We start from the raw sequence: 23,784 nt of genomic DNA, 5'->3' as shown, positions 1-23,784 counted from the left end.
ATCCTCTAATTAACTGTGCACTTTTTGGAAAGGGGAAATCAAGATGCGAGAAGAGAAAAATTTCATTAATGGGGAATGGACAGAAACGGGACAAACGATCGAGGTACGCAATCCGGCTACAGGCAATGTGATGGCCGTCGTGACAAAAAGTGATACACAAGAAGCGACACAAGCCGTCGATGCTGCACATGAGGCGTTACAAGAATGGCAACAAAAAACAGCAGAAGAACGAGGGGAGCTACTCAATGAGTGGCATCGTTTGATTGCAGAACATACAGAAGAGCTTGCCCGAACGATGGTCGAGGAACAAGGGAAACCGCTCAAGGAAGCAATCGGTGAAATCAACTATGCAAATGGATTCATCGACTGGTATGCAGCAGAAGGACGACGTGTGTACGGAGAGACGATTCCTGCTTCATCAAACCAGAAACGAATCTTTGCCATCAAACAACCGGTCGGCGTCATCGCAGCCATCACACCTTGGAACTTCCCAGCTGCCATGATCACACGGAAAGTTGCTCCGGCGCTCGCTGCAGGCTGTACGGTCGTCATGAAACCAGCATCGGCGACCCCGTTGACCGCCATCGAATTGGTCAAATTAGCGGAGAAGGCCGGATTCCCAAAAGGGGTCATCAACCTTGTCACTGGACAAGCTTCAGATATCGTCAAAGCGTGGCAACAAGATAAACGGGTCCGAAAATTGACGTTCACAGGATCAACGGAAGTCGGAAAAATGCTCATGCGCGACGCTGCGGACACGATGAAAAAGATTTCACTCGAACTCGGTGGACATGCCCCGCTCATCGTCACGGCCAAAGCGGATTTAGATAAGGCTGTTCCGCAAGCGGTCGCCACAAAGTTCCGAAACGGTGGACAGACGTGCGTCTGCGCGAACCGAATCTATGTCGAAAGCGCCGTCGTCGATGAATTCTCGGAGCGTTTCATTAAAGAGGTCGAAGCGTTGAAAGTCGGCAACGGACTAGAGGAAGGTGTCGACATCGGTCCGCTCATCGATGACGATGCGCTCAGTAAAGTCGAAAAGCATATTGAGGACGCACAGATTCGTGGCGGTGAAGTGTACGGTGGTGAGGTACTAGACGGCTTGTTCATCCGTCCTGCCGTCATTCGTTACGCGAATGAAGACATGCTCTGCATGAACGAAGAGACGTTCGGACCTGTCGCACCGATTGCGACGTTCGATTCACTCGATGAAGTCATCAAACGGGCGAACAACACGCCGTTCGGCTTAGCCGCTTACCTGTTCACGCAAGACATCAATGAAGCGGTCTATTTAGCTGAATCGTTGGAGTATGGGATTGTCGGTGTAAATGACGGACTTCCGTCAACACCGCAAGCGCCTTTCGGTGGTTGGAAAGAGAGCGGACTCGGCCGTGAGGGTGGACATCACGGCATCGAGGAATTTTTAGAAGTAAAATACATCTCACTCGGGTTGTAAGTATAGGTATACAAAAGGCTTGTCGACATATGCGACAAGCCTTTTCTTATCGGTTGACCCACTCGACTAAATCGTGTGGAGATTGAATCACGTGATCTGCAAGTGCCCACTCTTCTTCATTACCGAACCCGAATCCTGTCAAGACAACGGGGAAGTCATGAGCGCGAGCCGCCTCGACATCCGATTTACGATCACCGACCATAATATAGTCCGCCTCTCCGTGCCGGACACGGTGCGCTGTCAGAATGTCTGCCTTCTTCTCGCCCCCAACAGATTCTAAACATTCGGGTGCCGTCATATATGGACGAATCTGTTGCGTATCTAAAATCAAATTCATATAATGAACACCGCAGTTACTCGCTGTCGTCAGCGTATGACCTTGCTCGTGAAGCGTCTCTAACATCTCACGAATTCCGTCAAATAAGACATTTTGCCCTTCCATCGTTTGCTCAAGCGTCGTATGACGGAGTCTGCGAATGAGACGAATCTCCTCAAGCGTCGCTTCTGGGATGACATGCTCCCAAAACGCGTTACCTGCCAAGCCGTATCCTGAACGGACCGCCTCTTCACTCGGTTTCGGAAGATGAGGAAGCTCCTCTAGTGCCTCATGAATCGCCTTCGTCATCGGTCCGGTCGTATCTACTAACGTGCCATCGATATCAAATAAAATTACTGCCATTGGATTGATCTCCTCTCTTTCACTCTCTCCCTACCGTAGCAGAATCCCCGAAAATGCAAAAGAGAAAACGTGGTGACAAAAAACGACTGAACCGATTCGTCCAGTCGCATCTATTATCCACGCCAGAAGTTCATTCCACCCTTTACAGAATAAACGTCGGTATATCCGGCACTCTTCAGCATCGCTGCCGCGCGTTGGCTACGCATCCCGCTCTGACAGATAACATAGACTGGACGCTCTTTTTCTTTCGGATATTTCGCTTGAGCATTACCGAATCCGGATAAAGGTACATTTTTCGCTTGCTTGATATGTCCCCCGCGGTATTCATGCGGCTCACGTACGTCCAACAATTGAATGTTCCGTTCTTCTGCGATTCTTCGTTTTAAATCATCCGTCGAGACTGTTTTTATATTGTTTCGACGACTCCACCAGAAATACACAAGTCCAATGACGACTGCCACAAAAAGAAAGTCCAACATATTCACGCCTCCATTTGCATTTCGTTTCTTGTACCCATTATACCCCCTATGGTATTTAAGTCAATGAAAATGAATCCACAAAAAAACCACATGTGCATCACATGTGGTTCAAAAATCGAGCAATGAATCGGATTTAGGTTGTTCGTCTTCTTCCATGGGAATCCCGAGAAAAGCGGCCATCTGACGATCAAGCGGAGGTTTCGTTTCACTTGTCACGGTCGGGGACTGTGATGCCCCAACGCTTTTTGCTTCAGACGTCTCCGCTAACAAGAGTTCACAAAAACCCATTAACTTTGCCAAATGACGCTTTTGCGCTTCGCCGGTTGACGACTCAATCTGTGTCATCACCTGACGCATTTGGGCGATGACTTGTTGTTCTGTAATCATAGTCCGTACACATCCTTTACGCTTCCATTGTGCAGGATTTCATCCTCAATTCGCAAGTTCCTTAACGATTCCTTGACTCGACCCAGTTTAAAAAGGCGTCATAATCAAAACGAACTTGATTTGCATAAAAATCAGCCCATCTCGATAACTGTCGAATAAACAGGGACGGAGAGTCACCGATTGCCGCCGCGATTCGTTCGCTTGCCGTATAATCGAGCACATTGGAGGTCGCATCGGCCCGTGCATGAATCTTCGCCGTGATTTGCGCTTGCACTTTCAACGTCTCAATGAGCGACGTCTCATCTTTCATATGTTTCGCTTTCACTTTTCGCTTATACGGAGAACGTTGCCTCACATAATATTCTTTGTCGTCAATCGTCAAATAGCCGAGATACGGGTCACGACTGTGGACCATTGCCCGTTGCGCAGCGACGATACGAGCGCCTTGATGCGACAATCCGTTTTCAAACAGCGGATGTGTCGGAAGAAAGAGAGACGGGACGGCAGATTGTGCTTGTTTCATCTCTAAAATGACATCTTCATCATGCTCTTCATCGGCACCTTCAATCAAAATATAGTAGCGTTCTAATCCGATAGAAGCCGTGCCGCTCTGAAGTTTGATGGCGATATCTTTGATTTCATAGTGATCGGCATGATGTCGGTGTTGATTTGACAAAGAAGACAGATAATCGCCCCATGCCGCTTCAATTTTCTCCCGTACTTCCGAGGAGATGGGAAGCAAGTCGTCACTCGTTGAAAAATAACGTTCCTCGTCTCTTACCTCCGTCCGTTCGGACATGAATTCATCTTTCTTCTTCTCCGCTTTTTTAATAACTTTTTTGACCGCTTTACACGTGTTCTCTTTCGTGAATTGAATATGCTCATTTCGTCCAAGCGCATGTTTTTCAATGGCTTTGGCATAGGACTCAGCAAACGCTTGAATGGCTGCTTTGCCATCGAACCCGGACTCGGCGGCGAATAAATCGACAGAGACCGCCATCCGCAACAAATCAAACAGGTATGAACCGATATACGCCTCATCAAAGTCATTCACGTCATAGATGATGGTACCGGCCCCGTCTTCGAACACACCGAAATTTTCAAAGTGTAAGTCTCCTTGAATGAACGTCGGATGATCGGGACCTGTGTCAAACGCGATTGGCACTTTCGCAAAGTCGTAGTAGAACAAGTGTGAGCTACCCCGAAAGAACGAGAACGGGCTCGAACTCATCTTCGCATATTTTTCTTGTCTCGCCTCTTCCGAAAGCTGTCGAATCGACTGGTCGTAAAAATCAAGGACGGTCCCGATCGTCTCGCATCGAATTTGTTGTTTGACGGCTGTGAACATACGGCTCTCCCCTTCACTTGTTGAATAAGTGTTTATATTCCCCGTACCCGGCCTCTTCAAGCTCTTCTACAGGAACGAATCGGAGAGCGGCCGAGTTAATGCAATAGCGTAAGCCGCCAAGCTCTTTCGGACCGTCATCAAACACGTGACCAAGGTGACTGTCCCCTTGTTTTGAACGGACTTCTGTCCGTACCATGTGGTGCGTTGTGTCCATGTTCAAATCGACTCGCTTCTCCTCGATTGGGCGTGAGAAGCTCGGCCATCCGCAATTCGACTGAAACTTATCGTGAGATGTGAAGAGTGGTGTCCCGTCGACGATATCGACGTACAACCCCTCCCGCTCTTCATCCCAATATTCATTTTGGAACGGTGGCTCTGTCCCGTTTTCTTGAGTCACTTTATACTGCATCGGTGTCAAGCGTTCACGAAGTGCTTGTTGTTGTTTGCGATCACTCCACGCCTCTTTGATGAACTTCGCGCGCCCTGAACCAACACGGTACATCTCATAACGGAACGGATTTTTTTTATAGTAGTCTTGATGATAGTCTTCCGCTTCCCAGAACGTTTTCGCAGGACGGATATCGACTTCAATCGAGCGATCGAACCGACCCGAATCTTCCACTTCCTGTTTCGAACGCTCTGCTGCAGCCCGTTGCTCTTCTGAATGATAGAAGATGGCTGGACGATAGGATTCACCGCGGTCATTGAACTGCCCTCCGCCATCTGTTGGATCGATTTGACGCCAATAGATGCGTAACAACTCCTCATACGAAATGACTTCTGGATCAAATGTGATTTCAACCGCCTCTAAATGTCCTGTCGTCTCCGAACAGACTTGTTGATACGTCGGGTTGTCGACATGTCCTCCTGTATATCCAGAAATGACACGCTCCACTCCCTCATATTTATGAAACGGTTTGACCATGCACCAGAAACAGCCTCCCGCAAATGTAGCTTTTACCATGATAAATCCCTCCTTACTTTGTAGTGTACCCAAAAATGTGGCAAGACAACAAAAAACGAGAACCACAAAATGTGTTCTCGCTTTAGTCCTCTTCCACCTGATTCACATGACGCATCACTAAAAATAAGATGACTCCAACAATCGCAGCCCCTAATAGCGTCAACACCATATTATCTCGAGCTGATAAAGTATAAAAGATCGCTAATCCAATCAAAATGAGCGCAATCGGAATAAACGCTCGTTTAAAATGATCCCAGTAACGCACGGACAGTCCTCCTTTTCTCTTATCATACCAAACTTTCGATTTTCCATAACGAAAGTTCTAAAAGATGAGGAGAACCTGAACAAATCCAAAAGGATTCCAAAACGATTTGCTTGAATAATCATTCAAGAGAGTTTCTTTCCGCAAGCAGGTTATTCCTGTTTGTTTCCAACTAGATGCTATATACTGTAACTAAATATTTCCATACGGGATAAGGGGGAGCTTCGATGCTCACAATCATAAATGCGTTCTTTATCAACCTGTGTATCTTGTTCACGCTCTTCACGATTTCCTTTTTACCGTTTCGCAACCGCCCTCGTCTGACGCCACAGTCTCCTCTCAAAGGAAGGATTTTACTTGGGGTACAGACCGGATTGATTGCCATCCTCCTTTTGGTAAATGCCTTACCGCTCGAGGGGATACTCATCGACCTACGTAATATTCCCGTTTTGCTTGCCGTTCTATTCGGGGGATGGGTGAGTGGTGCTGTCGCAGGTATCATATTATTAATCGGTCGTTCCCTAGTTCTGTTCTATACAGACGGCACCATGCTCGGTCTCTATCTAGCCATCGCCACAATAGTTACGTTAGTTGTCTTAACAGGTCTTTTACGGAAACGCATGGATAATACTCGGCCTACTTTACTTATATTCACTACGATCAGCATCGCCATTTTTGGAGCAGCGATTTATGCCGCGCTTCCACTAAATTTGTTCTATCCCGTCTTAATCGTCTATACGTTAATGTCTTACGGGGGAGCGTGCGCCGCCTATCGATTACTGCTCGAACTACGCCGTCACTTCGAGAACGTCCAACATCAACAGCAACTGGCGCGTACGGATGCGCTCACCGGGATTGCCAATCGGCGTCTCTTGAACGAAGCGATGGCCAACTTGACGGTCGAGGCAGAAGAATACGCATTGATTTTGGTCGATATCGATCATTTCAAACGGGTAAATGACACATACGGTCACGACGTCGGAGATGACGTCTTGCGCGAGCTCGGCATGCTCCTCGTCAACGAGAGCGACGATCGCCATTTGGTCGGCCGCTTCGGTGGCGAAGAATTTTTAATCGTCATGCCACATGCGACACGTGACGAAGTATCACGGCTTGCTGAATCTATTCGAGAAAAGGTTTCAACGTTCCCGTTCGAGACGAGTGCCGGTACGCTCCACATCACTGTTTCGCTTGGAGCTTGCCATTCGAATGATATTGAAATCGACAGTGTGTTAAAACATGCAGATGAAGCGTTATATCACGCAAAAGAGTCCGGTCGAAATCGTTTCATCCTCGCCTCTTAATGTGTCAAACTCTTCACACTTGAGCGCGTTTTCTCGCTTTACTTTCTCGAAATGAATCGTTAAACTAGGCTAGACTTTGATTCAGATCGATACATCGTGATTTATTCAGAAAAGGGGAAACATCGTTCATGTCAGTTTTGTTATCTTTATTTGGAATTATGTTTATCGGCTCGTTCGCGATTGACTATAGACGTGGAAAGACACTTCAACAATCGGCAATCGGGGGGATTCGTTCGATTCAGAACAACATGTGGATTTTCTTCCGGACCTCACTTTCGATGATGATTATCATCGGTCCGCTCTTGTTGATTTCAGGTTTCGTGTTCTCGGATTTGGTGAGCTTTAACACGATCCCAGCATTCATCATCGCCGTTCTCAGTATCGGCTTTGCGGAACGGATCATCGGGATGACCGTGGCTCCACTCGTCCGCACATTTTGGCATCAACGCGGTCGTCTCATGCCACTTTATTTAGATGCCGCTATCTACGTATTCTTACTCTCTATTCTCGTATTGGAGTTCTTGATGAACATTCCGGGGATTGATCTTCAGTCACCGTTCATCGCGCTATTCTATGCGTTCGCTCTCTTCTTCACGAGATACTTGTTCAGTTTGATTCGATTCACGGTTCAAAAAGGCGTAGCCTCGAACTAATTGAAGACCCAATCCATACGTGTTCGCACGCATGGATTTTTTTCATTATTCTCATTGACAATGAGAATCGTTATCAACTATACTTTAGTTGTAGCTTCCCAAAAGCTTGACGTGCACGTTCCCCAAACATATCACGTCACGTGGATTCCCCTCCACGACACTCTTTTTGAAAGCATTGCGACAACCCCCATTTGTTGCACCCATATTTGCCAAAAACAAGACGAGCAGCCCACCGACGGGGCTGCTCGTCTTTTTCATGATGCGAACACTTCTTGCTCGATTTGTTTCAATTCATAGAACATGCCACGTTTCGTCATCAGTTCCTCATAAGAACCGACCTCAACAATTCTTCCGGCTTCCATAACGATAATCTGATCAAACGTTTCGAGACCCGTCAAACGGTGACTGACGAGAATGAGTGTGCCTGTTCCGGCTTGCTGTAACAATTCAGAAAAGACATGAGCCTCCGTTCCTGCATCGAGTGCCGATGTCGGTTCATCGAGCAACCAGAGAAGTCCGTTTTTAAGAAGTGCTCGTGCGATGGCCAGGCGTTGGCGTTCTCCACCTGACAAGTTCGCCCCTTTCTCAAGGACCGGTTCGTCTGGCGTGAACGCCAAACGGACCCGCTCAAGCGCTACGCTCATCTCTTCATCTGTGAAGTCACCGGCTAACGCCAAGTTGTCCCGTACAGTTCCATAAAAGAAATGATTGTCTTGCAAAACAACGCTCGCATGTTGCCAAATGGCTGTCTGTTTGACATCGTTCACGTTGTACTCATCCAACCGAATCGTGCCGTCTTCCGTCCGAACGAAAGCCAAGAGCAGTTGAAGTAACGTCGACTTCCCTGACCCGCTCGGTCCCACGATGACCGTCTTCGAACCACTTGGAATGTGTAACGTCACCTCATCGATGACATCTCGATACGTATCCGGATAACGATAGCGAACATGGTCAAATGAAATGGACGGTGCATCCGTAAACGTCACGTCTTGACGTTTCGCCTCACGCGCCTCAATCGTTTCACTCGGCTCCGTCACTTCAAACAAACGACCCGCTGCTTGCTTGCTGTCTGCAAAGTGACCGGGGAACACGGCCATCGGCGTCGTATTCTCAAACGCTGTGAGCGACATCATGATCAGCATTGCCAAGAACAACCCGTTCAAGTCTCCATTTACCACCTGATACGCACCGATGGCCAAGACGCCCCATGAGACGAGTAAGGAAGCGGCAACGACGAGCGCCGAATTGAAGAACTGATTCGTCGTGTCTTTCCGCTCTGCCTCCATGTAACGCTCACTATGCGAATAGACAGCTTGTTTCGTGCGGTCAAGTTGGTGATGAAGTTTTAAATCCCGGTATCCGAACAGCATCTCTGTCAATTGAATCGACACATCTCCACGCAATCCACGAATCGTCTCGTCATGACGGGCACGAATTCGTGCAAATCCGAGCGGAATCAAGAATCCTGTAACGAGTACACCAAACAAAATCCATAGGCTGACCGCAAACGAGAAGAAGGTGACAAAGAAGATGGTACTCAAAAAGACGAGTACGAGAATGATCGGCGGATAAAACACGCGAAGGAAGTAGTTTTGAAGACTCTCAACGTCCCCGACGACGCGTGCGAGCAAATCGCCGCTCCGATATTTCGCAAAGATGGACGGAACGAGCGGCTCTAACTGACGATAGAACCGGACGCGCAACTCACTTAAAATCGTAAACGTCGCCCGGTGTGAGGCGAGGCGTTCCCGATAACGGCTTCCTGCCCGGATGACACCGAACAGTTTAATTAAGACAACCGGTACCATGAGTGCATACAGTGGCGGGACGAGCCCTGCCCGTGATACGAGATAGCCACTTGCCGCGAAGAGGGCGACCGCTGCAATCCCTGCCGCATATCCAAAGAAGATGGAGAGAAGAATGTCTTTCTTCTCGCGCATCATCCATTTTGTGATGGTCCAAAGCGAGTTCATCGGCTCACCCCTTTCTGAAGTGCAAACAGTTCTGCATACTCCGGGACAGCGAGTAACACTTCATGCGTCCCTTCTGCGATTCGCTTCCCATCATCCATGAACCAAATCGTGTCTGCCTCTTTGATTGTATGCAGACGATGCGCAACCGTGATTAACGTTGCACCTTTTGACAGCTCTTCAATCGAGCGTCTGACAATCCGCTCTGTTTTCAAATCAAGGCCGGTCGTCGGTTCATCAAACAATAAAATACCAGGTCGCTTAAAGAAAGCCCGTGCGAGTGCAAGGCGTTGCCGTTCCCCACCAGATAGTCCAAACCCACCTTCTCCGAGTTCTGTCCAGATTCCGTTCGGCAACTGGTCAATCACCTCGGATAGTCCAGCTGCCTCGGCTGCTTCGAGTAACGCACGCTCGTCAGCCACTTCACCTAAAGCAATGTTTTCGGCGAGTGTCCCGGCGAACAGATACGGATTTTGAGAGATATATGCAATATTTCCATACCAGGCAGATTCCTTATACGTATGCAAGGGTTCGCCATCCACGAGGACGCGCCCTGATTTCACTTGCAAAAGTCCTGAGATCACGTTAAGGACAGTCGTCTTCCCGGAACCGCTCGCGCCGACTAACGCAAGGTGGGTGCCGGACGAGATGCGACCACTCAATGGCTGAAGGGAAAAGCGCCCACCAGCGTACTCAAACGATATCTCTTCAAGCTCAAGGTCCGGTGTCCGTGAACGAAGCGACTTTGTCCCCCACTGAATGCGATCATCCGGGGCGTCTAATACGTCAAAGATCCGGTCTGCTGCGCCCATACTGCCACGTCCCGTATGAAAGGCGCTGCCCAGGTCTTTGATGGCCAAGTAATACTCTGGCGCCAACACAAGAATCAAGAATCCTGAGAAGAACGTCAGGTTCTCCCAAACGACCATCTGTAGCGCGACTTCTAATGCCACGACACCGGTACTGAGCATCGAAATGAATTCCAACATGAGGCCCGATAAGAATGCCGTCTTTAAGACGACCATCGTCGCATCCCGAAAGTCGAGACTGCTCTTCTCAATCGCTTTCGCTTCCTGTTCGGTCCGGTTGTAGAGTTTAAGTGTCGTCAAACCCTGTAAGACATCCAAAAACTTTCCGGAAAATTGATTCATCTTCTCCATCTGTTCCTCAGATTTTTTCTGTGTCGCAATCCCAATGATAATAAAGAACAAAGGGATAAACGGTGCCGTCACCATCATGATGACACCTGAAATCCAATGTTGGCTGAAGACGACAACCAAAATCAGAAGCGGGATAATCGAGGTTTGGATTACTTGTGGCCAGTATTGACTGAAGTAGGCATCGACCTCGTCAACAGCATCTAGAAACACACTGACCTTCTTCCCAGATTGTCCCGTCAAAGACGACTCGACCGGGCTCGTGGCATAGCGATCTAGCAATTGCAGACGCAACGTCTGCTTCGCCTTTTCCGATAAACTCGCTCCGATTCGTCCGGAGACGTATCCAAAAAGTGCTCGTGCCAATAGGGCGACGACGAGCCAAAGTAACGCCGGAACGACGGTTTCAAATGATTCATCTTTTAAAAAGATTCGGTCGACAATGTCGACGATTAAATACGCTTGCGCCAAAATCGATAGTCCAATCATGACCGCAGACAATACCAGTCCGATGATGTGACCTCGCTCGGCGAACGCAAGGGCTTGCAGTCGTTTCACTGCATTCATCCTTTCTCTATTCACAATCCGATTGCTTTGTGAGATTCATCACTAATTATACAATATGACACGTCTTGAAGCGAACGCTCCGCTCGTTCCGACATGCAAAAGACGCCCTCTCCTGAGTGGCGTCAATCGAAGTCTTGCTCAAAGTATTCAGGATGCCCGATTACAAGTTGGTGGTCATCCATTCGAAGCACGTCTTCTTTACGAAGCTTCGCTAAAATCGTAGAAACCGTCTCTCGAGACGTTCCAGATAGACGAGATAGTTCCATCGCCGTGAACGGACAGCGGACACGTACCCCTTGCTCATCCGGTTCACCTAAATCTTCAATCAAAAAATGGATGGTATTGAGTACACGTTCTTTCGCGCTCGGGGTAATGATCTCTTGGACACGTCGTTCATGTAAATCTAAAATACGATTCATCTGTCCAATGATATAAAGCAGCATGTTCGACTGTGTGGATACAAACCGCTCGAATCGGTCGGTCGGGATATAGATGACGTCAATATCCGTCACCGCTTCTGCCGTATGACGGTAGTCTTCCTCCGTGAACAAACCATTGTACGGAAAGAACTGTTTGGGCTTCACGTAGTCCGCATATTGATGCGTCGCATGCTCGTTCATCCGTTCAAGTCTGATGTATCCACTCATTAAGAAATACACGCGCTCTCGCGGGTCTCCTTCCATGAACAGGAGCTGTCCTTTTCGATACGTTCGGCAATAGACGTGCGGGACGAGCTGTTCAAGCGCTCGACTCGAACAGTTCGCAAACAGTGTCAACTGCCGTAAATCATCAATCGTCCACTTATGTCGCATCTGTATCCCCTCATTTCTAGTTAAATCCCCTACCTTAAGTATAAATGGATTCAAAATGATACCGCTTTCAAAATCCGACAGTTTTCTGACATGACAAAAGGGGGTCTCCCCCCTTTTCAGTCCAACATCAGTTCTAATAGGGCGTCTTGCAAATCTCGATCGAGTTCTAACGCATGGAGGTCAAACAGCCAGGCCTCGAGACGCGTCTTCGTCGTCGCCATCTGGTACAACCGATCTTTCAAATCGTAGGCGATTTCCGCGCGATCTAAGAATCGATAGAGACGATCAAGTCGATGGGCGTTCTGTGTCACATCGACGGGGAGCGTCACCGTCTGCTCCTGCTTCAATTCACCAATCGGGATGTGTAACGTCTGCGTCTCAGCGTCATAGTCCCCTTCCCCGACAACGCCTCGAACAAGAACGGTCAATGTCCGATTCGCCGGAACGAGGGTCAGGTCTCCTGACATCTCGATGCGAAGCGTCCGCGCTTCCCAGTCGAGCGTGAACGTCGTTTCAAGCGAGGCACCTGTCTCATAATCGCGGCTTTCTCCGTCATCTTCATACATCGTGAACGTGTTCGAGGCACCTGGAAAGACGAGTACTTCTAGCTCGCTCGGGTTCCCCGTCTCATTCTCATGCGGTTTATGTGGCATGAGCGGAACGATGGCACCCGCTTTGGCGAAGACTGGTTGTTCATCAAGACCACGGAATACACGAATCGACTTGTCGCCTTCGTAACGATGTCCTGTGAAGAAATCGAACCATTCTCCTTTTGGTAGCCAGACATTCGTTCCGGCGACGTGGAGCTTTCGGTCCATCGGCGTGACAATCGGGGACACAATGAGTTCACTGCCAAAATAAAACTGATTCGGCACTTGATAAGCTGCTTCGTCATCGGGATGTTCGATATACATCGGCAGCACGAGCGGTAACGCATTGGCATGGTTACGATAATTCATCGTGTATAGATAAGGGATGAGCTCGTGACGCAGACGTAAGAATCGCTTCATCGACTGTTCGGCTTCGATCCCGAAACGCCAAGGCTCTTTCCCGTTGAAGGTGCTGAACGTCGAGTGGAGGCGCATGATTGGACTGAACACCCCGTATGCGACCCAACGCGCGGCGAGCTCATCGTCTTTTTTCCCACGATGATGCCCTCCGATGTCGTGACTCCACCAACCGTAACCGATATTTGTCGCTGTCGCTGTAAAATACGGCTGGAAGGCGAGCGAGGCCCACGAGATGATCGTGTCTCCTGAGAATCCGACCGGGTAACGGTGGCTCCCTGGTCCTGCGTAACGAGAGAAAATGAGCGGGCGTTTGCCGTCACGGGCGATGTCGATGGCATGATAATGATTCAGCATCCATAGCGGATCGAGTCCTTCCATCTTCGAGGTCGACCCTTGTTGCCAATCGATCCACCAAAAATCAACGCCATCCGCCTCATGTGGATGGTGCATCTGCTCAAAATATGCTTGAATGAATCGTTTGTCTGAAAAATCGAATGGGATTCGGTCCCCCGATTCCGGTTCGACGCCCATGGCCTCGGCCATCGCCACGTACTGATCTTCAAACGCACGGACACCGTCCGCGGGATGCAGGTTCAACGTCACCATCATTCCCTCATCCTTTAACCAGTTAAGGAAACGCTTCGGTTCGGGAAACAAGTTTTTGTTCCACGAATAGCCCGTCCAACCACTCCCGTACTCTTCGGGGATGTCCGTCACGTGCCAGTCCATATCGATGACACTGACCGAGAACGGGACATCTTCTGACTTGAAACGGCGCATTAACGCCTTATACTCTTTTTCGTCGTATCGCCAGTAGCGGCTCCACCAGTTCCCGAGCGCTTTACGAGGGAGCATCGGTGTCGGACCCGTCAACGTGTAAAAGTCTCGAAGTGCCTGTTTATAGTCATGACCATATCCGAAGTAGTAAATGTCATGGATCCCTTTTCGTCGCGGCTCGACGAAGCGATCATCTGTCATCAAAAACGAGGATGAATCATCAATGATCGCATATCCTTGTTTGGAGAGGATCCCTTCTTCTAACTCCGTCGCCCCGTCCACATGGTCGAGTGTCCGCGCCGTCCCTTTCAGCGTCCGCTCTGGACCGTTGAACATGTAGCGGCTATAATACGTGCTAAAGTTCCCTTTCACGTCCACGTAGAGCGTGTTCGGCGCGAACGGACCTTTCGTATAATACAAATGGACATGTTCGGTGATGATTTGGAGTTCTGTCTCATCTTCAATCACTCGGAATTGTGGAACGTCAAATTCCCGATTCCACGCCACTTGGGTGGCGCGGTCTTCAAAGACACCGTCCTCCGCATATTCCATTCGAATCAACTGACTCGTCAATACGGTGAAGCGATAACAGCTTCCTTGTACGATTGCCCCTTCTCTTGCTTTTGGTCTCATCCACGACTGGTACACATGATTTTCTTCGAATAGGCGCATACATTCGAGCGTTTCCGCTCTCCGTCACTTCCTTCCTGAAATTAGTGCAAACGTTTACACTGAATATGATAGCAATCTCATTTTTGGCATACAACCTTCCTTCCCCTTGAACCCGGGCAGAAAACAAAAAAAGTCGCAAACGCTTCACGTCTGCGACACATTCTTATTGTTGGAGTGATGGGGCCAGACGGACACGTGTGCCCGCTTCTCCATCAATGGCGGCTACAGCCTGATCGAGCGACGTGATGATGGCGACACGGTTCGTACCGGATTCGGCAAACTGCAGCGCCGCTCTTACTTTCGGCAACATACTGCCTGGCGCGAACTGCCCTTCAGCGATATACGTCTCCATCTGTTCTTTCGACGTTTCTTGAAGTGCCATCTCGTCCGGCTTCCCAAAATTGACATACACATGTTCGACAGCCGTCAAAATGAGCAACACGTCTGCGTTGACGAGGTCAGCCAGTTTCGCAGCCGCGAAATCTTTATCGATGACCGCCTCGATGCCGACGTATCCGTCCATTGTCTCCATGACGGGAATGCCACCGCCACCAGAAGCGACGACGATGTGCCCCGCTTCAACGAGTGTTCGAATGACGGCGTGTTCGGCGATTTTCATAGGGATTGGACTCGGCACCACACGACGATACCCACGTCCTGCATCTTCTTTGAAGACGTAACCTGTCGTCCGTTCGAGATGGAGTGCCTCTTCTTCCGTATAAAACGGACCGATCGGCTTGGTCGGATGATGAAACGCACTATCGTTCGGATCGACAATACTTCGTGTCACGAGAGAGGCCACATGCTGATCAAGACCACGTGCACGAAGCGCTTTGGTTAGTGCATTCTCGAACCAGTATCCAATCATCCCTTGCGTCATCGCACCACAGACATCAAGCGGCATCGCCGGTGTGGCCGAACTGTCTGATGCGGCTTGTTGCAACATCAGGTTTCCCACTTGCGGACCGTTCCCATGCGTGATGATGACCTCGACTCCTTCCGCGATGAGTGCAGCGAGAGATTCCGCCGTTGCCTCAACCGCCTGTATTTGTGCTTCGGCTGTCGCATCTTTCCCTTGTTGAATCGCATTCCCGCCTAAAGCGATGACCACTCGTTTTTTCTCCATATCCATACCCCCGATCAGATGACTGAAATATTACCCGATAGTATGCGTACGACTGCGAAGATGGCGAGTGCGGTCAACACACCGGCGACCATCCATTCCGTTTTAGTGAGTGACTTGATGCCATTTTCACGTTGCGCCTTCATGTAGAGAAGGGTTCCGGGTGCATATAAAAGTGTAGTGAGAAGTAAATAATCGATTCCAGCGGCGTAAATGAGCCATAGTCCATAAACAGAGGCGACCAATCCAATTGCTAAATCGCGTGTTTTTCGTTCACCGGTACTATATCCGATTCCGTTCTTCGCCACTTTCACTTGATAAAAGGCCGAGAACACGTATGGGATCAAAATCGCACTCGAAGCGAGAGAAAAAGCAAAATTATATGCGGCATCTGAAATCAAGAATGTGAAGAGGAAGAGCTGAATCAATCCGTTCGTCAGCCAAAGGGCGTTGACGGGAGCCTGATTTTGATTCTCTTTCGTGAACCATTTCGGGAAGACCCCATCTTTGGCGGCAACGAATGGAATCTCAGCTGCTAAAAGCGTCCAACCGAGCCATGCGCCAAGGACAGAGATGACGAGCCCTCCGTTGATGAGCATCGCACCCCACGGACCGACGGCCGACTCGAGCAAATATGCCATCGCGGGTTGCGAGGCGTTCGCCACGTTTTCCGGTGTCATGAGTCCGAGCGACATGATGGAAATGAGCAAATAAATGACGAGCGTTCCAAGTAGCCCAATAACGGTTGCTTTCCCGACGTCCGAACGTTTCCGAGCACGACCAGAAAGAACGACGGCTCCTTCCACACCGATAAAGACCCAAAGTGTCACGAGCATCGTCGAAACGACTTGATCACGCACACTTCCCCACGAGAAACCGCCTTGTCCCCAAAAATCGAAGGTGAAGTTTTCGAGATTAAAGAAGAACAAGGTAATCGTAATGAATGCAAAAATTGGGACGAGCTTGGCAATCGTCGTGACGATGTTGATCATCGACGCCTCATGTACCCCACGTAAGATGAGGGTATGCACGAGCCACAGCATAATTGATGCGCCAATGATCGACGCGATATTCTGTCCCCCTTCAAAAATCGGGAAGAAATAACCGACCGAACTGAATAGCAGTGTGGCATACGCTACATTCCCGAGCCAGGCAGACAACCAATATCCCCAGGCCGAGTTAAATCCGACGAACGACCCAAAGCCTGCCCGTGCATAGCTATATACACCACCATCGAGATCAGGACGGCGCATCGTCAGATTTTGAAAGCTAAGACCGAGCGCAATAATCCCGATCCCTGTAATCACCCACCCGATGAGAATGGCCCCCGCATTCGCACCTTGCGCCAAATCGGCAGCCAAGTTAAAGGCGCCACCACCAATCATCGATCCGACGACAAGTGCCGTCAACGCTCCGAGACCTAACCGCTTATCTTGCTTGTCAGGATGTACTCCAGCCGAACCACCTGAGTCATGCTCCAACTTCGTAGACATTCTACTCATCCCTTTCGCTTATTTTAAAGCAGGAGGGGGGATCCCCTCCTCGTCAACGATCAAGCCATTCGCGTGTCTCCGTGAGCGTCGCCGCCATCACCGCCTTGATGGTATGCATCCGGTTTTCTGCCTCATCAAATACGAACGAATGACGACTGCGGAACACTTCATCGGTCACTTCCATTTCCGTCAAACCGTACTGTTCGTGAATCGCTCGACCGACTTCCGTTTCTAAGTCGTGGAAGGCAGGGAGGCAATGTAAGAACATGATGTCTGGATTGCCACTCTTTTGAAGCATGTCCATGTTCACTTGATACGGTCGCAACAGTTCGATTCGTTCTGCGAACGCCGCTTCCTCGCCCATCGATACCCAGACATCCGTGTAGACGACGTCCGCTTGATCCATCGCTTTCTCAATGCTCTCCGTCAAGGTGATCACAGCACCTGTTTCAATGGCGACCGACTTCGCATAGTTCACGATCTCGTCAGATGGCCAGAGCGATTTCGGCGCACAGATTCGCATATCCATCCCAACTTTTGCACCACCGATCAACAACGTGTTTCCCATGTTGTTCCGTCCGTCACCTACGTACACAAATTTAATTCCGGCAAGTTCTCCTTTTTGCTCTTTTACCGTCAAAAAGTCGGCCAAGATTTGGGTTGGATGATACAAGTCGGTCAAACCGTTCCACACCGGTACGCCGGCGTCTTTTGCAAGACCTTCGACCGTCTCATGAGCGAAGCCACGGAACTGAATGCCGTCAAACATGCGCCCGAGGACGATCGCGGTATCACGTACCGATTCCTTCTTCCCGAATTGAATATCATTCTTGCCTAAATATTCAGGGTGCATCCCTAAATCGATGGCAGCGACCGTGAACGCGCAACGCGTCCGTGTCGATGGTTTTTCAAAGAGTAAGGCAATGTTTTTACCTTCACAAATCCGATGTGGAACACCTTGTTTTTTCTGACGTTTGAATGCAGCAGACAAATCGATCAAATAGTTGATTTCTTCACCCGAAAACTCGTTTAGCGATAAAAAATGACGACCTTTCAAATCAAAATTGAACGTTGTAGACATACTGCTTCCTCCTTATCACATTTAGATGTCTTGGCGGATAATCGGACAGCTCATGCAACGTGGACCCCCACGTCCGCGTGATAGTTCGCTCGACATGATTTCGATCACTTCGACGCCTTCTTTACGAAGTAACTCATTCGAGACATAGTTTCGGTCATACGTGACCACGACACCCGGCGCGATGGCGAGCGTGTTCGATCCATCATTCCACTGTTCGCGGGCTGCCGCAATCGGATCCCCACCGCCACAAGGGATCAACGTCGCCTCTTGTAAGCCGAGGACATCTTTTAACACCTTCAACAAATCCGAGTGCTGGGCAATCTGAAGTTCACCTTCCGCGTTTAGCGTGAGTTCGAAAATGTTCATCTTCCCTTCCGGTCCTTGAATGAACGGATGGATGGTAAATTTATCATGATCGACCATCGTGAAGACGGTATCAAGGTGCATGAAGGCGCGTGATTTTGGAATTTCGATGGCGATGACTTTTTTGAAGCTGTCTCCATGCTTGAGTAGGTTGAGGGCGACACGTTCGATGCCTTGCGCGGTTGTTCGTTCCGAGATGCCGATGGCGACGACTTCTTTCGACAAGACGAGTTCGTCTCCCCCTTCCATCGCAAACCGATAATCTCGGTCCGACCAGATGGGAACATCATGTTTCGCAAAGCGTGGGTGATAGCGCATAATGTATTGCGTGAAGAGTGATTCGCGGCGGCGTGCCGGTTCTTTCATGCGGTTGATGGAGAGTCCGTGACCGATTGCAGCGGCCGGGTCTCGTGTAAAGTAGAGGTTTGGCATTGGATCTAAAAAGAAGGGGTACGTATCTTCAATCATTTCATGCAGATGTCGACGTTTTTCCGGCTTGATTTCCGATTTACGGATACCGGCCATCACCGTCTCAATCAACATTTCATTATCAAAATCGAGCAAATACTCTTTTAATGTTTCGTAAGAACCGTTGATATTTGATTTTGACTCCGATAAGATATCCGCAACAAACTTTTCGCGCACACCAGGGAGTGACAATGTCTCAGCCATCAGTTTCTCGAGATAAAGGACTTCCACACCACGATTTTGAAGCGCACTCGCAAAATAATCGTGCTCTTTTTGAATGACCGGTAAATGGGGAATATCATCGAACAAGAGGCGCTCTAAATATTCCGGGGTAAGGTTCTCTAACTCCCGACCCGGTCGCTTCAGTAATACCGTTTTTAATTCTCCAATTTCTGAATACACATGAATCGGATGTTTCAGCGTCGTATCTTGTGAAATCGGTTGATTCGTCATTGAGATCATCTCGCTTCCTCCTTGTGATTCGGGTGTGTGACTACCCTTACCTTATCACTTTACCAAATTTGCGAATATCTAATCCGACAGTCCATCTGTTGCCGATTCCGCATCGATATGAATAAATGTTCACTCATGTGAATGAACAAACAATGCCCCAGAAATCAGGACGATGACAAGGGGAAATAAGATGTATGGCTGATGTATAGCATCGCCCTAAAAAAAGCAGAAACTTTTTTAATTCACCGTAAAATAAATTGAAAACGTGAGAGATCAGGATGTGAGCATATGAAAATTGAAGAAACGGAATACAACGAACATGAAGCAGCACTTCGCACATTGATTCAAAAGGGAGACCCGGTCGATTTTCAAGACCTCTTTCTCTCCCTCCACCCGGGTGAACAGGCGGATCATTTTATCGAACTGACTCAAGATGAGCGGTCGTTCGTGTATCGAACCATCTCCCCCGAGGTATTCACCGATCTATTTGAAAAGCTGACGTTAGAAGAGCAATGTACATTCATCCAAGAAACACCCCAACCGTATGCCGTCCGAATCTTGAATGAAATGTATTCGGACAACGCGGCCGACTTGATGCGGGAACTACCCGATGCGTTCATGGACACGCTATTTGAGCAGATGGATGATATCGAGGAAAAAGAAGTCAAAGACTTGATGCAATATCCGGAGGAAACGGCTGGATCGCTCATGACGACCGAGTTCGTCGTCCTTCAAGCTGATAAGACGGTCGGACTGACCCTTGAAGAGTTGCGTGAACTCGGACCAGATGCCGAAACGATTTATTACCTATATGTGGTCGACCAAGCGCACCAACTGGTTGGTGTTGTCTCCTTACGTGATTTGATTGTCGCACCACTCGAGGCGAAAATTGAAGACATCATGGGGTTCCGCGTCATCTCGGCAAACGTCATGACCGACCAGGAAGACTTGGCCAGGATTGTCCAGAAGTACGATTTGTTGGCCCTTCCCGTTATCGATGATCAGCAAAAGCTACTTGGCATCATCACGGTCGATGATGTATTAGACGTCATCGAGCGCGAAACGACCGAAGACTTTGAAGAACTCTCCGCGACAAAGGGTTCGTCTGATATCAACATGAGCCCGCTTGAAGCAGCGAAAAAACGTGCCCCTTGGATTGTCAGCCTCATGTTTCTCGGCATGATTACAGCTTCGACGATTGGCGGTTTCGAAGACACCCTTGAAACGATTGTGCTTCTCGCTGTCTTCATGCCACTTGTCATGGGCTCTGCCGGGAACGCAGCCACGCAATCACTCGTCGTCGCTGTGCGCTCAATTGCACTCGGGACCATCAATCGAAAGAACGTTATGAAGATGATTCGACGCGAACTCGGAACCGGCATCATCTTAGGGATTGCGTGTATGATTGTCATTTTTGGCGTCATCACGCTGCTATACGACAATATGCTGATTGGCTTCATTGTCGGAGTTTCTATCTTTGCTGCACTCAGTGTCGCTACGATGATTGGAACGATTGTCCCGCTTCTCATCAATCGCCTGAAGTTAGACCCCGCTGTTGCCTCTGGACCGTTCATCACGACATTGATGGACAATCTAGGGCTCATCATCTACTTCACGGTTGCGACGTCCATGCTCCAGTTTTTATGACATTCGAAAGAAAATCCGATTATAAAAAGCGGTGCTGATGTTGTCAGCGCCGCTTTTACTCGTCATGTTGTTGAGACTCCTCAAACAAACGCTCTTCATTTTCATTAAAAGCCTCGATTTCCTCATCCGTCATTACATCGTTTTTTTCTGCCACATAAGGATGGTCTTTCAATAATGCCTCTAGTTTGCTCAAGTCCGCACTGAGCCCGCTTTTTTGATAAAGATTGGATTCTCCTACCGAAGTTAGAGTCCCCGTCCGATTCACTTTGAAATGTCCTTGTTGTAGACCGACAATCCGATATGCGTTCTCCATCACGGGTCCTTCATATCTTTGTAAATACAGTAAAACGGTCTCGTCTCGTTTGACGAGCGGGTCTTCTTCCATATCATTTTGTAAAAGGGTGATCGTATCGGCTGACTTCAGTTGACCATTCACGTCTCGATAGACACGCTGCACTTGAATGTGTGATTCAAAGAATGTGACCGATTGATGTGTAAACGGTTTGGGAGCACTGCTCACTTTGCCGACGATGACAATCGGCGAGCGTGTAGCTAAATCGTCTATGTGTCGGAAGCTTTCGGTCACAGCCAAATCACTCGTGTTTTCTTCCTTCAGCATTTCGCTAAACATGATATAACCTGCTATCACTGCAACAGATATCATTCCAATCATCCACTTCTTCACGAGGTCCCTCCCATCGCTCCATCCATCCTCATCGATTTTCTACTCCCTTACGACAAGTACGCAATCGTCCCCAAGTTTATGGTTTCTGCATAATTCGATCAAAACAATAGGACTACCTTCTTATGATTTAGGGTATTTCCTACAAATACATATAAAACATAAGTAAGGAATGAGGGGATTTCATGACATTTCAACAAGTACTCTACATACTCGTGACCGGCGCCCTGTTCATGGCGCTCGTCGCTTACGTCTCGTATCGCATGACGAGAGGAAAAGTCGAAAGCGCCGACGATTACTTCTTGGCTGGTCGCGGTTTAACGGGTGTCTTCATCGCGGGATCGCTCCTGTTGACCAACTTGTCAGCGGAACAATTGATTGGCTTAAATGGCCAATCGTTCGCCGGCAACATGTCAGCGATGGCATGGGAAGTGACGGCCGGTATCGCTGCCATCATCATGGCGCTCTTTTTGTTGCCACGTTTTCTTGGCATCGGAATTTCGACCATTCCTGAATTTTTAAGTCAACGCTATGACGAGGACGTTCGTCGATTGACTGTCTTGTTATTTCTACTCGGCTATATGTGCGTGACGATTCCATCGATGCTGTACTCGGGTGGATTAGCCGTCCTGCAACTGTTCGATGTGCCGGCCCTTCTCAGCATCAGCTTTGAGCAGTCCCTTTGGCTCGTCGTTTGGTTCATTGGGATTATCGGGGCGATTTATGCCATCTTCGGAGGTCTTCGTGCCGTTGCCGTATCGGACACGTTGAACGGGATCGGACTCATCATCATTGGATTCCTCGTTCCGACACTAGGCTTTCTCGCACTAGGGGACGGGAATTTATTGGACGGGATGAAGACGATTGCGACGACGAATCCCGAAAAGTTGAACGCCATCGGTTCCGCTAACGACTCGGTCCCGTTTCTCTCCATTTTCACCGGAATGATTTTTGCGAACTTGTTCTATTGGGCACTGAATCAATACGTGATTCAACGGGCCCTCGGTGCAAAAAACTTAGCGGAAGGACAAAAAGGCGTTCTCTTTACCGGCTACTTGAAATTACTCGTTCCAATCTTCATGTTGTTACCTGGCGTCATCGCGTTTCACTTGTACGGGTCGAACGTCGAGAAGGCAGACCTCGCTTATCCGAGTTTGATTGCCGAGCTGTTACCGATGTGGCTCATGGGCTTTTTCCTCGCCGTCTTGCTCGGTGCCGTATTCAGCTCGTTCAACTCGCTCTTGAATAGTATCGCGACGCTCTTCGTACTCGACATTTACAAACCGAAGTTTAAACCGGATGCTTCTGACCAAGATTTGATTCGCGTCAGCAAATGGTTCGGGACGTTCGTTGCACTCGTCTCGTTCTTTGTCGCCCCGAATCTTATGTATGCGCCAGATGGCTTGTGGGACTTGATTCGTCGCTTCACCGGTTTTTTCAACATCCCGATTCTCGTCATCGTTTTAATCGGGATGCTTGTTAAACGTGTGCCGCCAATCGCCGCGAAGACCGTCGTCTTTTTCCACGTCATCGCTTACTATTTCCTCGTATGGGGGACGAAACAATGGTTCGGCGTCGAAATCGGCATCAACTTTATCCATATTTACGGAATCCTCTTCGTCATCGAGACGGGGATCATGCTCGTATTTGCGCGTGTGCGACCAATGCTTCAAGCGAATCCGATCCGAATCGAACTAGGGAGAGTCAAACCATGGCGTCATGCCCTTTCGACATCCATTTTGCTCGTCGCTTCGATGATTTTCGTTTACCTTGTATTCTCGCCAATCGGACTCGCTTATGCGAACGGCATCGTTTCCGGATGGTTTGCTCCACTGACAGTGGGACTTGTCGTCATAACGTCCGGGCTCATCTGGGCATCTTACCGCTATGGTATTTCTCGTTATGAACGCTATCTAAACAATTTGGGTGAAGAGCCGTCCGATGTAAAAGAACAAAGCAGCTAAACCAATAGACCTC

20 protein-coding genes are annotated in these 23,784 nt (G+C 48.9%); 5 read left to right on the top strand and 15 right to left on the bottom strand.

Annotation, left to right across the window (positions count from 1 at the left end):
• The first annotated feature begins 43 nt into the window (after positions 1-43).
• Positions 44-1,456, top strand: a complete 1,413-nt coding sequence (locus IRJ25_RS00660) for an NAD-dependent succinate-semialdehyde dehydrogenase (protein ID WP_269317541.1) — start codon at positions 44-46, stop codon at positions 1,454-1,456.
• A 46-nt stretch (positions 1,457-1,502) separates the two neighbouring features.
• On the opposite strand, the gene IRJ25_RS00655 is transcribed toward IRJ25_RS00660, so the two are convergent.
• The 6 genes from IRJ25_RS00655 to IRJ25_RS00630 all read right to left on the bottom strand — a co-directional run bounded on the left by IRJ25_RS00655 (position 1,503) and on the right by IRJ25_RS00630 (position 5,578).
• A complete protein-coding gene (locus IRJ25_RS00655; protein WP_031422042.1) occupies positions 1,503-2,135 on the bottom strand; it encodes an HAD family hydrolase in 633 nt (210 codons plus the stop codon).
• 113 nt (positions 2,136-2,248) lie between these two features.
• A complete protein-coding gene (locus IRJ25_RS00650) occupies positions 2,249-2,614 on the bottom strand; it encodes a rhodanese-like domain-containing protein (protein WP_215243593.1) in 366 nt (121 codons plus the stop codon).
• 108 nt (positions 2,615-2,722) lie between these two features.
• Positions 2,723-3,001 carry a DUF5327 family protein gene (locus IRJ25_RS00645; RefSeq protein WP_078147766.1) on the bottom strand — a complete coding sequence of 93 codons (279 nt, stop codon included), beginning with the start codon at positions 2,999-3,001 and terminating at the stop codon, positions 2,723-2,725.
• 61 nt (positions 3,002-3,062) lie between these two features.
• Positions 3,063-4,349, bottom strand: a complete 1,287-nt coding sequence (locus IRJ25_RS00640) for a DUF2252 domain-containing protein (RefSeq protein WP_269317540.1) — start codon at positions 4,347-4,349, stop codon at positions 3,063-3,065.
• 13 nt (positions 4,350-4,362) lie between these two features.
• Positions 4,363-5,313 carry a peptide-methionine (S)-S-oxide reductase MsrA gene (gene msrA / locus IRJ25_RS00635; protein WP_269317539.1) on the bottom strand — a complete coding sequence of 317 codons (951 nt, stop codon included), beginning with the start codon at positions 5,311-5,313 and terminating at the stop codon, positions 4,363-4,365.
• Positions 5,314-5,395: 82 nt separating this feature from the next.
• The gene (locus IRJ25_RS00630; protein WP_031422036.1) at positions 5,396-5,578 is read right to left on the bottom strand and encodes a hypothetical protein; all 183 of its coding nucleotides are present in this window, start codon (positions 5,576-5,578) and stop codon (positions 5,396-5,398) included.
• A gap of 224 nt (positions 5,579-5,802) precedes the next feature.
• On the opposite strand from IRJ25_RS00630, the gene IRJ25_RS00625 reads away from it, so the two are divergent.
• Both IRJ25_RS00625 and IRJ25_RS00620 read left to right on the top strand, forming a co-directional pair.
• Positions 5,803-6,879, top strand: coding sequence for a diguanylate cyclase (locus tag IRJ25_RS00625; protein WP_269317538.1), 1,077 nt, complete (start codon positions 5,803-5,805; stop codon positions 6,877-6,879).
• A gap of 128 nt (positions 6,880-7,007) precedes the next feature.
• Positions 7,008-7,532: a hypothetical protein gene (locus IRJ25_RS00620; RefSeq protein WP_269317537.1), complete on the top strand. Its 525-nt coding sequence runs from the start codon at positions 7,008-7,010 to the stop codon at positions 7,530-7,532.
• Between the two features lie 254 nt (positions 7,533-7,786).
• Here IRJ25_RS00620 and cydC read toward each other — a convergent pair whose 3' ends face one another.
• From cydC to arcA, 8 genes are all read right to left on the bottom strand, one after another.
• Entirely contained in the window at positions 7,787-9,505 is a 1,719-nt protein-coding gene (gene cydC / locus IRJ25_RS00615) for a thiol reductant ABC exporter subunit CydC (protein WP_269317536.1), read from the bottom strand.
• On the bottom strand, positions 9,502-11,226 hold the full coding sequence (gene cydD, locus IRJ25_RS00610) for a thiol reductant ABC exporter subunit CydD (RefSeq protein WP_269317535.1): 1,725 nt from the start codon (positions 11,224-11,226) through the stop codon (positions 9,502-9,504). The genes cydC and cydD overlap by 4 nt, the downstream gene beginning before the upstream one ends.
• Before the next feature lie 122 nt (positions 11,227-11,348).
• The gene (locus IRJ25_RS00605; protein ID WP_269317534.1) at positions 11,349-12,038 is read right to left on the bottom strand and encodes a Crp/Fnr family transcriptional regulator; all 690 of its coding nucleotides are present in this window, start codon (positions 12,036-12,038) and stop codon (positions 11,349-11,351) included.
• 116 nt (positions 12,039-12,154) lie between these two features.
• Complete coding sequence (locus IRJ25_RS00600) at positions 12,155-14,497, bottom strand: glycoside hydrolase family 31 protein (RefSeq protein ID WP_441316656.1); 2,343 nt, start codon at positions 14,495-14,497, stop codon at positions 12,155-12,157.
• Between the two features lie 163 nt (positions 14,498-14,660).
• Positions 14,661-15,623: a carbamate kinase gene (gene arcC, locus IRJ25_RS00595; protein ID WP_269317532.1), complete on the bottom strand. Its 963-nt coding sequence runs from the start codon at positions 15,621-15,623 to the stop codon at positions 14,661-14,663.
• Between the two features lie 14 nt (positions 15,624-15,637).
• Entirely contained in the window at positions 15,638-17,113 is a 1,476-nt protein-coding gene (arcD, locus tag IRJ25_RS00590; RefSeq protein WP_035387827.1) for an arginine-ornithine antiporter, read from the bottom strand.
• A gap of 52 nt (positions 17,114-17,165) precedes the next feature.
• A complete protein-coding gene (gene argF, locus IRJ25_RS00585) occupies positions 17,166-18,194 on the bottom strand; it encodes an ornithine carbamoyltransferase (protein WP_214783927.1) in 1,029 nt (342 codons plus the stop codon).
• Between the two features lie 21 nt (positions 18,195-18,215).
• Complete coding sequence (gene arcA / locus IRJ25_RS00580) at positions 18,216-19,445, bottom strand: arginine deiminase (RefSeq protein ID WP_031422019.1); 1,230 nt, start codon at positions 19,443-19,445, stop codon at positions 18,216-18,218.
• 321 nt (positions 19,446-19,766) lie between these two features.
• Between arcA and mgtE the strand changes: the two genes are divergently transcribed.
• Positions 19,767-21,125 (top strand): magnesium transporter, encoded by a 1,359-nt coding sequence (mgtE, locus tag IRJ25_RS00575; protein ID WP_264092992.1) that lies wholly within the window; start codon positions 19,767-19,769, stop codon positions 21,123-21,125.
• A gap of 55 nt (positions 21,126-21,180) precedes the next feature.
• Here the strand turns inward: mgtE and IRJ25_RS00570 are convergent, their stop codons facing one another.
• Positions 21,181-21,810 carry a hypothetical protein gene (locus IRJ25_RS00570; RefSeq protein ID WP_269317531.1) on the bottom strand — a complete coding sequence of 210 codons (630 nt, stop codon included), beginning with the start codon at positions 21,808-21,810 and terminating at the stop codon, positions 21,181-21,183.
• 182 nt (positions 21,811-21,992) lie between these two features.
• On the opposite strand from IRJ25_RS00570, the gene IRJ25_RS00565 reads away from it, so the two are divergent.
• Positions 21,993-23,771 (top strand): solute:sodium symporter family transporter, encoded by a 1,779-nt coding sequence (locus IRJ25_RS00565; RefSeq protein WP_269317530.1) that lies wholly within the window; start codon positions 21,993-21,995, stop codon positions 23,769-23,771.
• The last annotated feature ends 13 nt before the right edge of the window (positions 23,772-23,784 follow it).

Source organism: Exiguobacterium sp. KJ 601 (assembly GCF_027161185.1).
GTDB classification, from domain to species: Bacteria; Bacillota; Bacilli; order Exiguobacteriales; family Exiguobacteriaceae; genus Exiguobacterium; species Exiguobacterium profundum.
The sequence above is the reverse complement of the archived record's forward strand: the minus strand, read 5'-3'. Positions and strand labels throughout refer to the sequence as shown.

What these genes read in the sequence shown, in the direction of transcription:
- IRJ25_RS00655 (WP_031422042.1), bottom strand. Translation starts at nt 2,135, where the DNA reads ATGGCAGTAATTTTATTTGATATCGATGGCACGTTAGTAGATACGACC.
- argF (WP_214783927.1), bottom strand. Translation starts at nt 18,194, where the DNA reads ATGTCTACAACGTTCAATTTTGATTTGAAAGGTCGTCATTTTTTATCG.
- mgtE (WP_264092992.1), top strand. Translation starts at nt 19,767, where the DNA reads ATGAAAATTGAAGAAACGGAATACAACGAACATGAAGCAGCACTTCGC.
- cydC (WP_269317536.1), bottom strand. Translation starts at nt 9,505, where the DNA reads ATGAACTCGCTTTGGACCATCACAAAATGGATGATGCGCGAGAAGAAA.
- IRJ25_RS00565 (WP_269317530.1), top strand. Translation starts at nt 21,993, where the DNA reads ATGACATTTCAACAAGTACTCTACATACTCGTGACCGGCGCCCTGTTC.
- IRJ25_RS00650 (WP_215243593.1), bottom strand. Translation starts at nt 2,614, where the DNA reads ATGTTGGACTTTCTTTTTGTGGCAGTCGTCATTGGACTTGTGTATTTC.
- msrA (WP_269317539.1), bottom strand. Translation starts at nt 5,313, where the DNA reads ATGGTAAAAGCTACATTTGCGGGAGGCTGTTTCTGGTGCATGGTCAAA.
- IRJ25_RS00640 (WP_269317540.1), bottom strand. Translation starts at nt 4,349, where the DNA reads ATGTTCACAGCCGTCAAACAACAAATTCGATGCGAGACGATCGGGACC.
- IRJ25_RS00620 (WP_269317537.1), top strand. Translation starts at nt 7,008, where the DNA reads ATGTCAGTTTTGTTATCTTTATTTGGAATTATGTTTATCGGCTCGTTC.
- IRJ25_RS00625 (WP_269317538.1), top strand. Translation starts at nt 5,803, where the DNA reads ATGCTCACAATCATAAATGCGTTCTTTATCAACCTGTGTATCTTGTTC.
- arcD (WP_035387827.1), bottom strand. Translation starts at nt 17,113, where the DNA reads ATGTCTACGAAGTTGGAGCATGACTCAGGTGGTTCGGCTGGAGTACAT.
- cydD (WP_269317535.1), bottom strand. Translation starts at nt 11,226, where the DNA reads ATGAATGCAGTGAAACGACTGCAAGCCCTTGCGTTCGCCGAGCGAGGT.
- IRJ25_RS00605 (WP_269317534.1), bottom strand. Translation starts at nt 12,038, where the DNA reads ATGCGACATAAGTGGACGATTGATGATTTACGGCAGTTGACACTGTTT.
- IRJ25_RS00660 (WP_269317541.1), top strand. Translation starts at nt 44, where the DNA reads ATGCGAGAAGAGAAAAATTTCATTAATGGGGAATGGACAGAAACGGGA.
- IRJ25_RS00645 (WP_078147766.1), bottom strand. Translation starts at nt 3,001, where the DNA reads ATGATTACAGAACAACAAGTCATCGCCCAAATGCGTCAGGTGATGACA.
- arcC (WP_269317532.1), bottom strand. Translation starts at nt 15,623, where the DNA reads ATGGAGAAAAAACGAGTGGTCATCGCTTTAGGCGGGAATGCGATTCAA.
- IRJ25_RS00600 (WP_441316656.1), bottom strand. Translation starts at nt 14,497, where the DNA reads ATGCGCCTATTCGAAGAAAATCATGTGTACCAGTCGTGGATGAGACCA.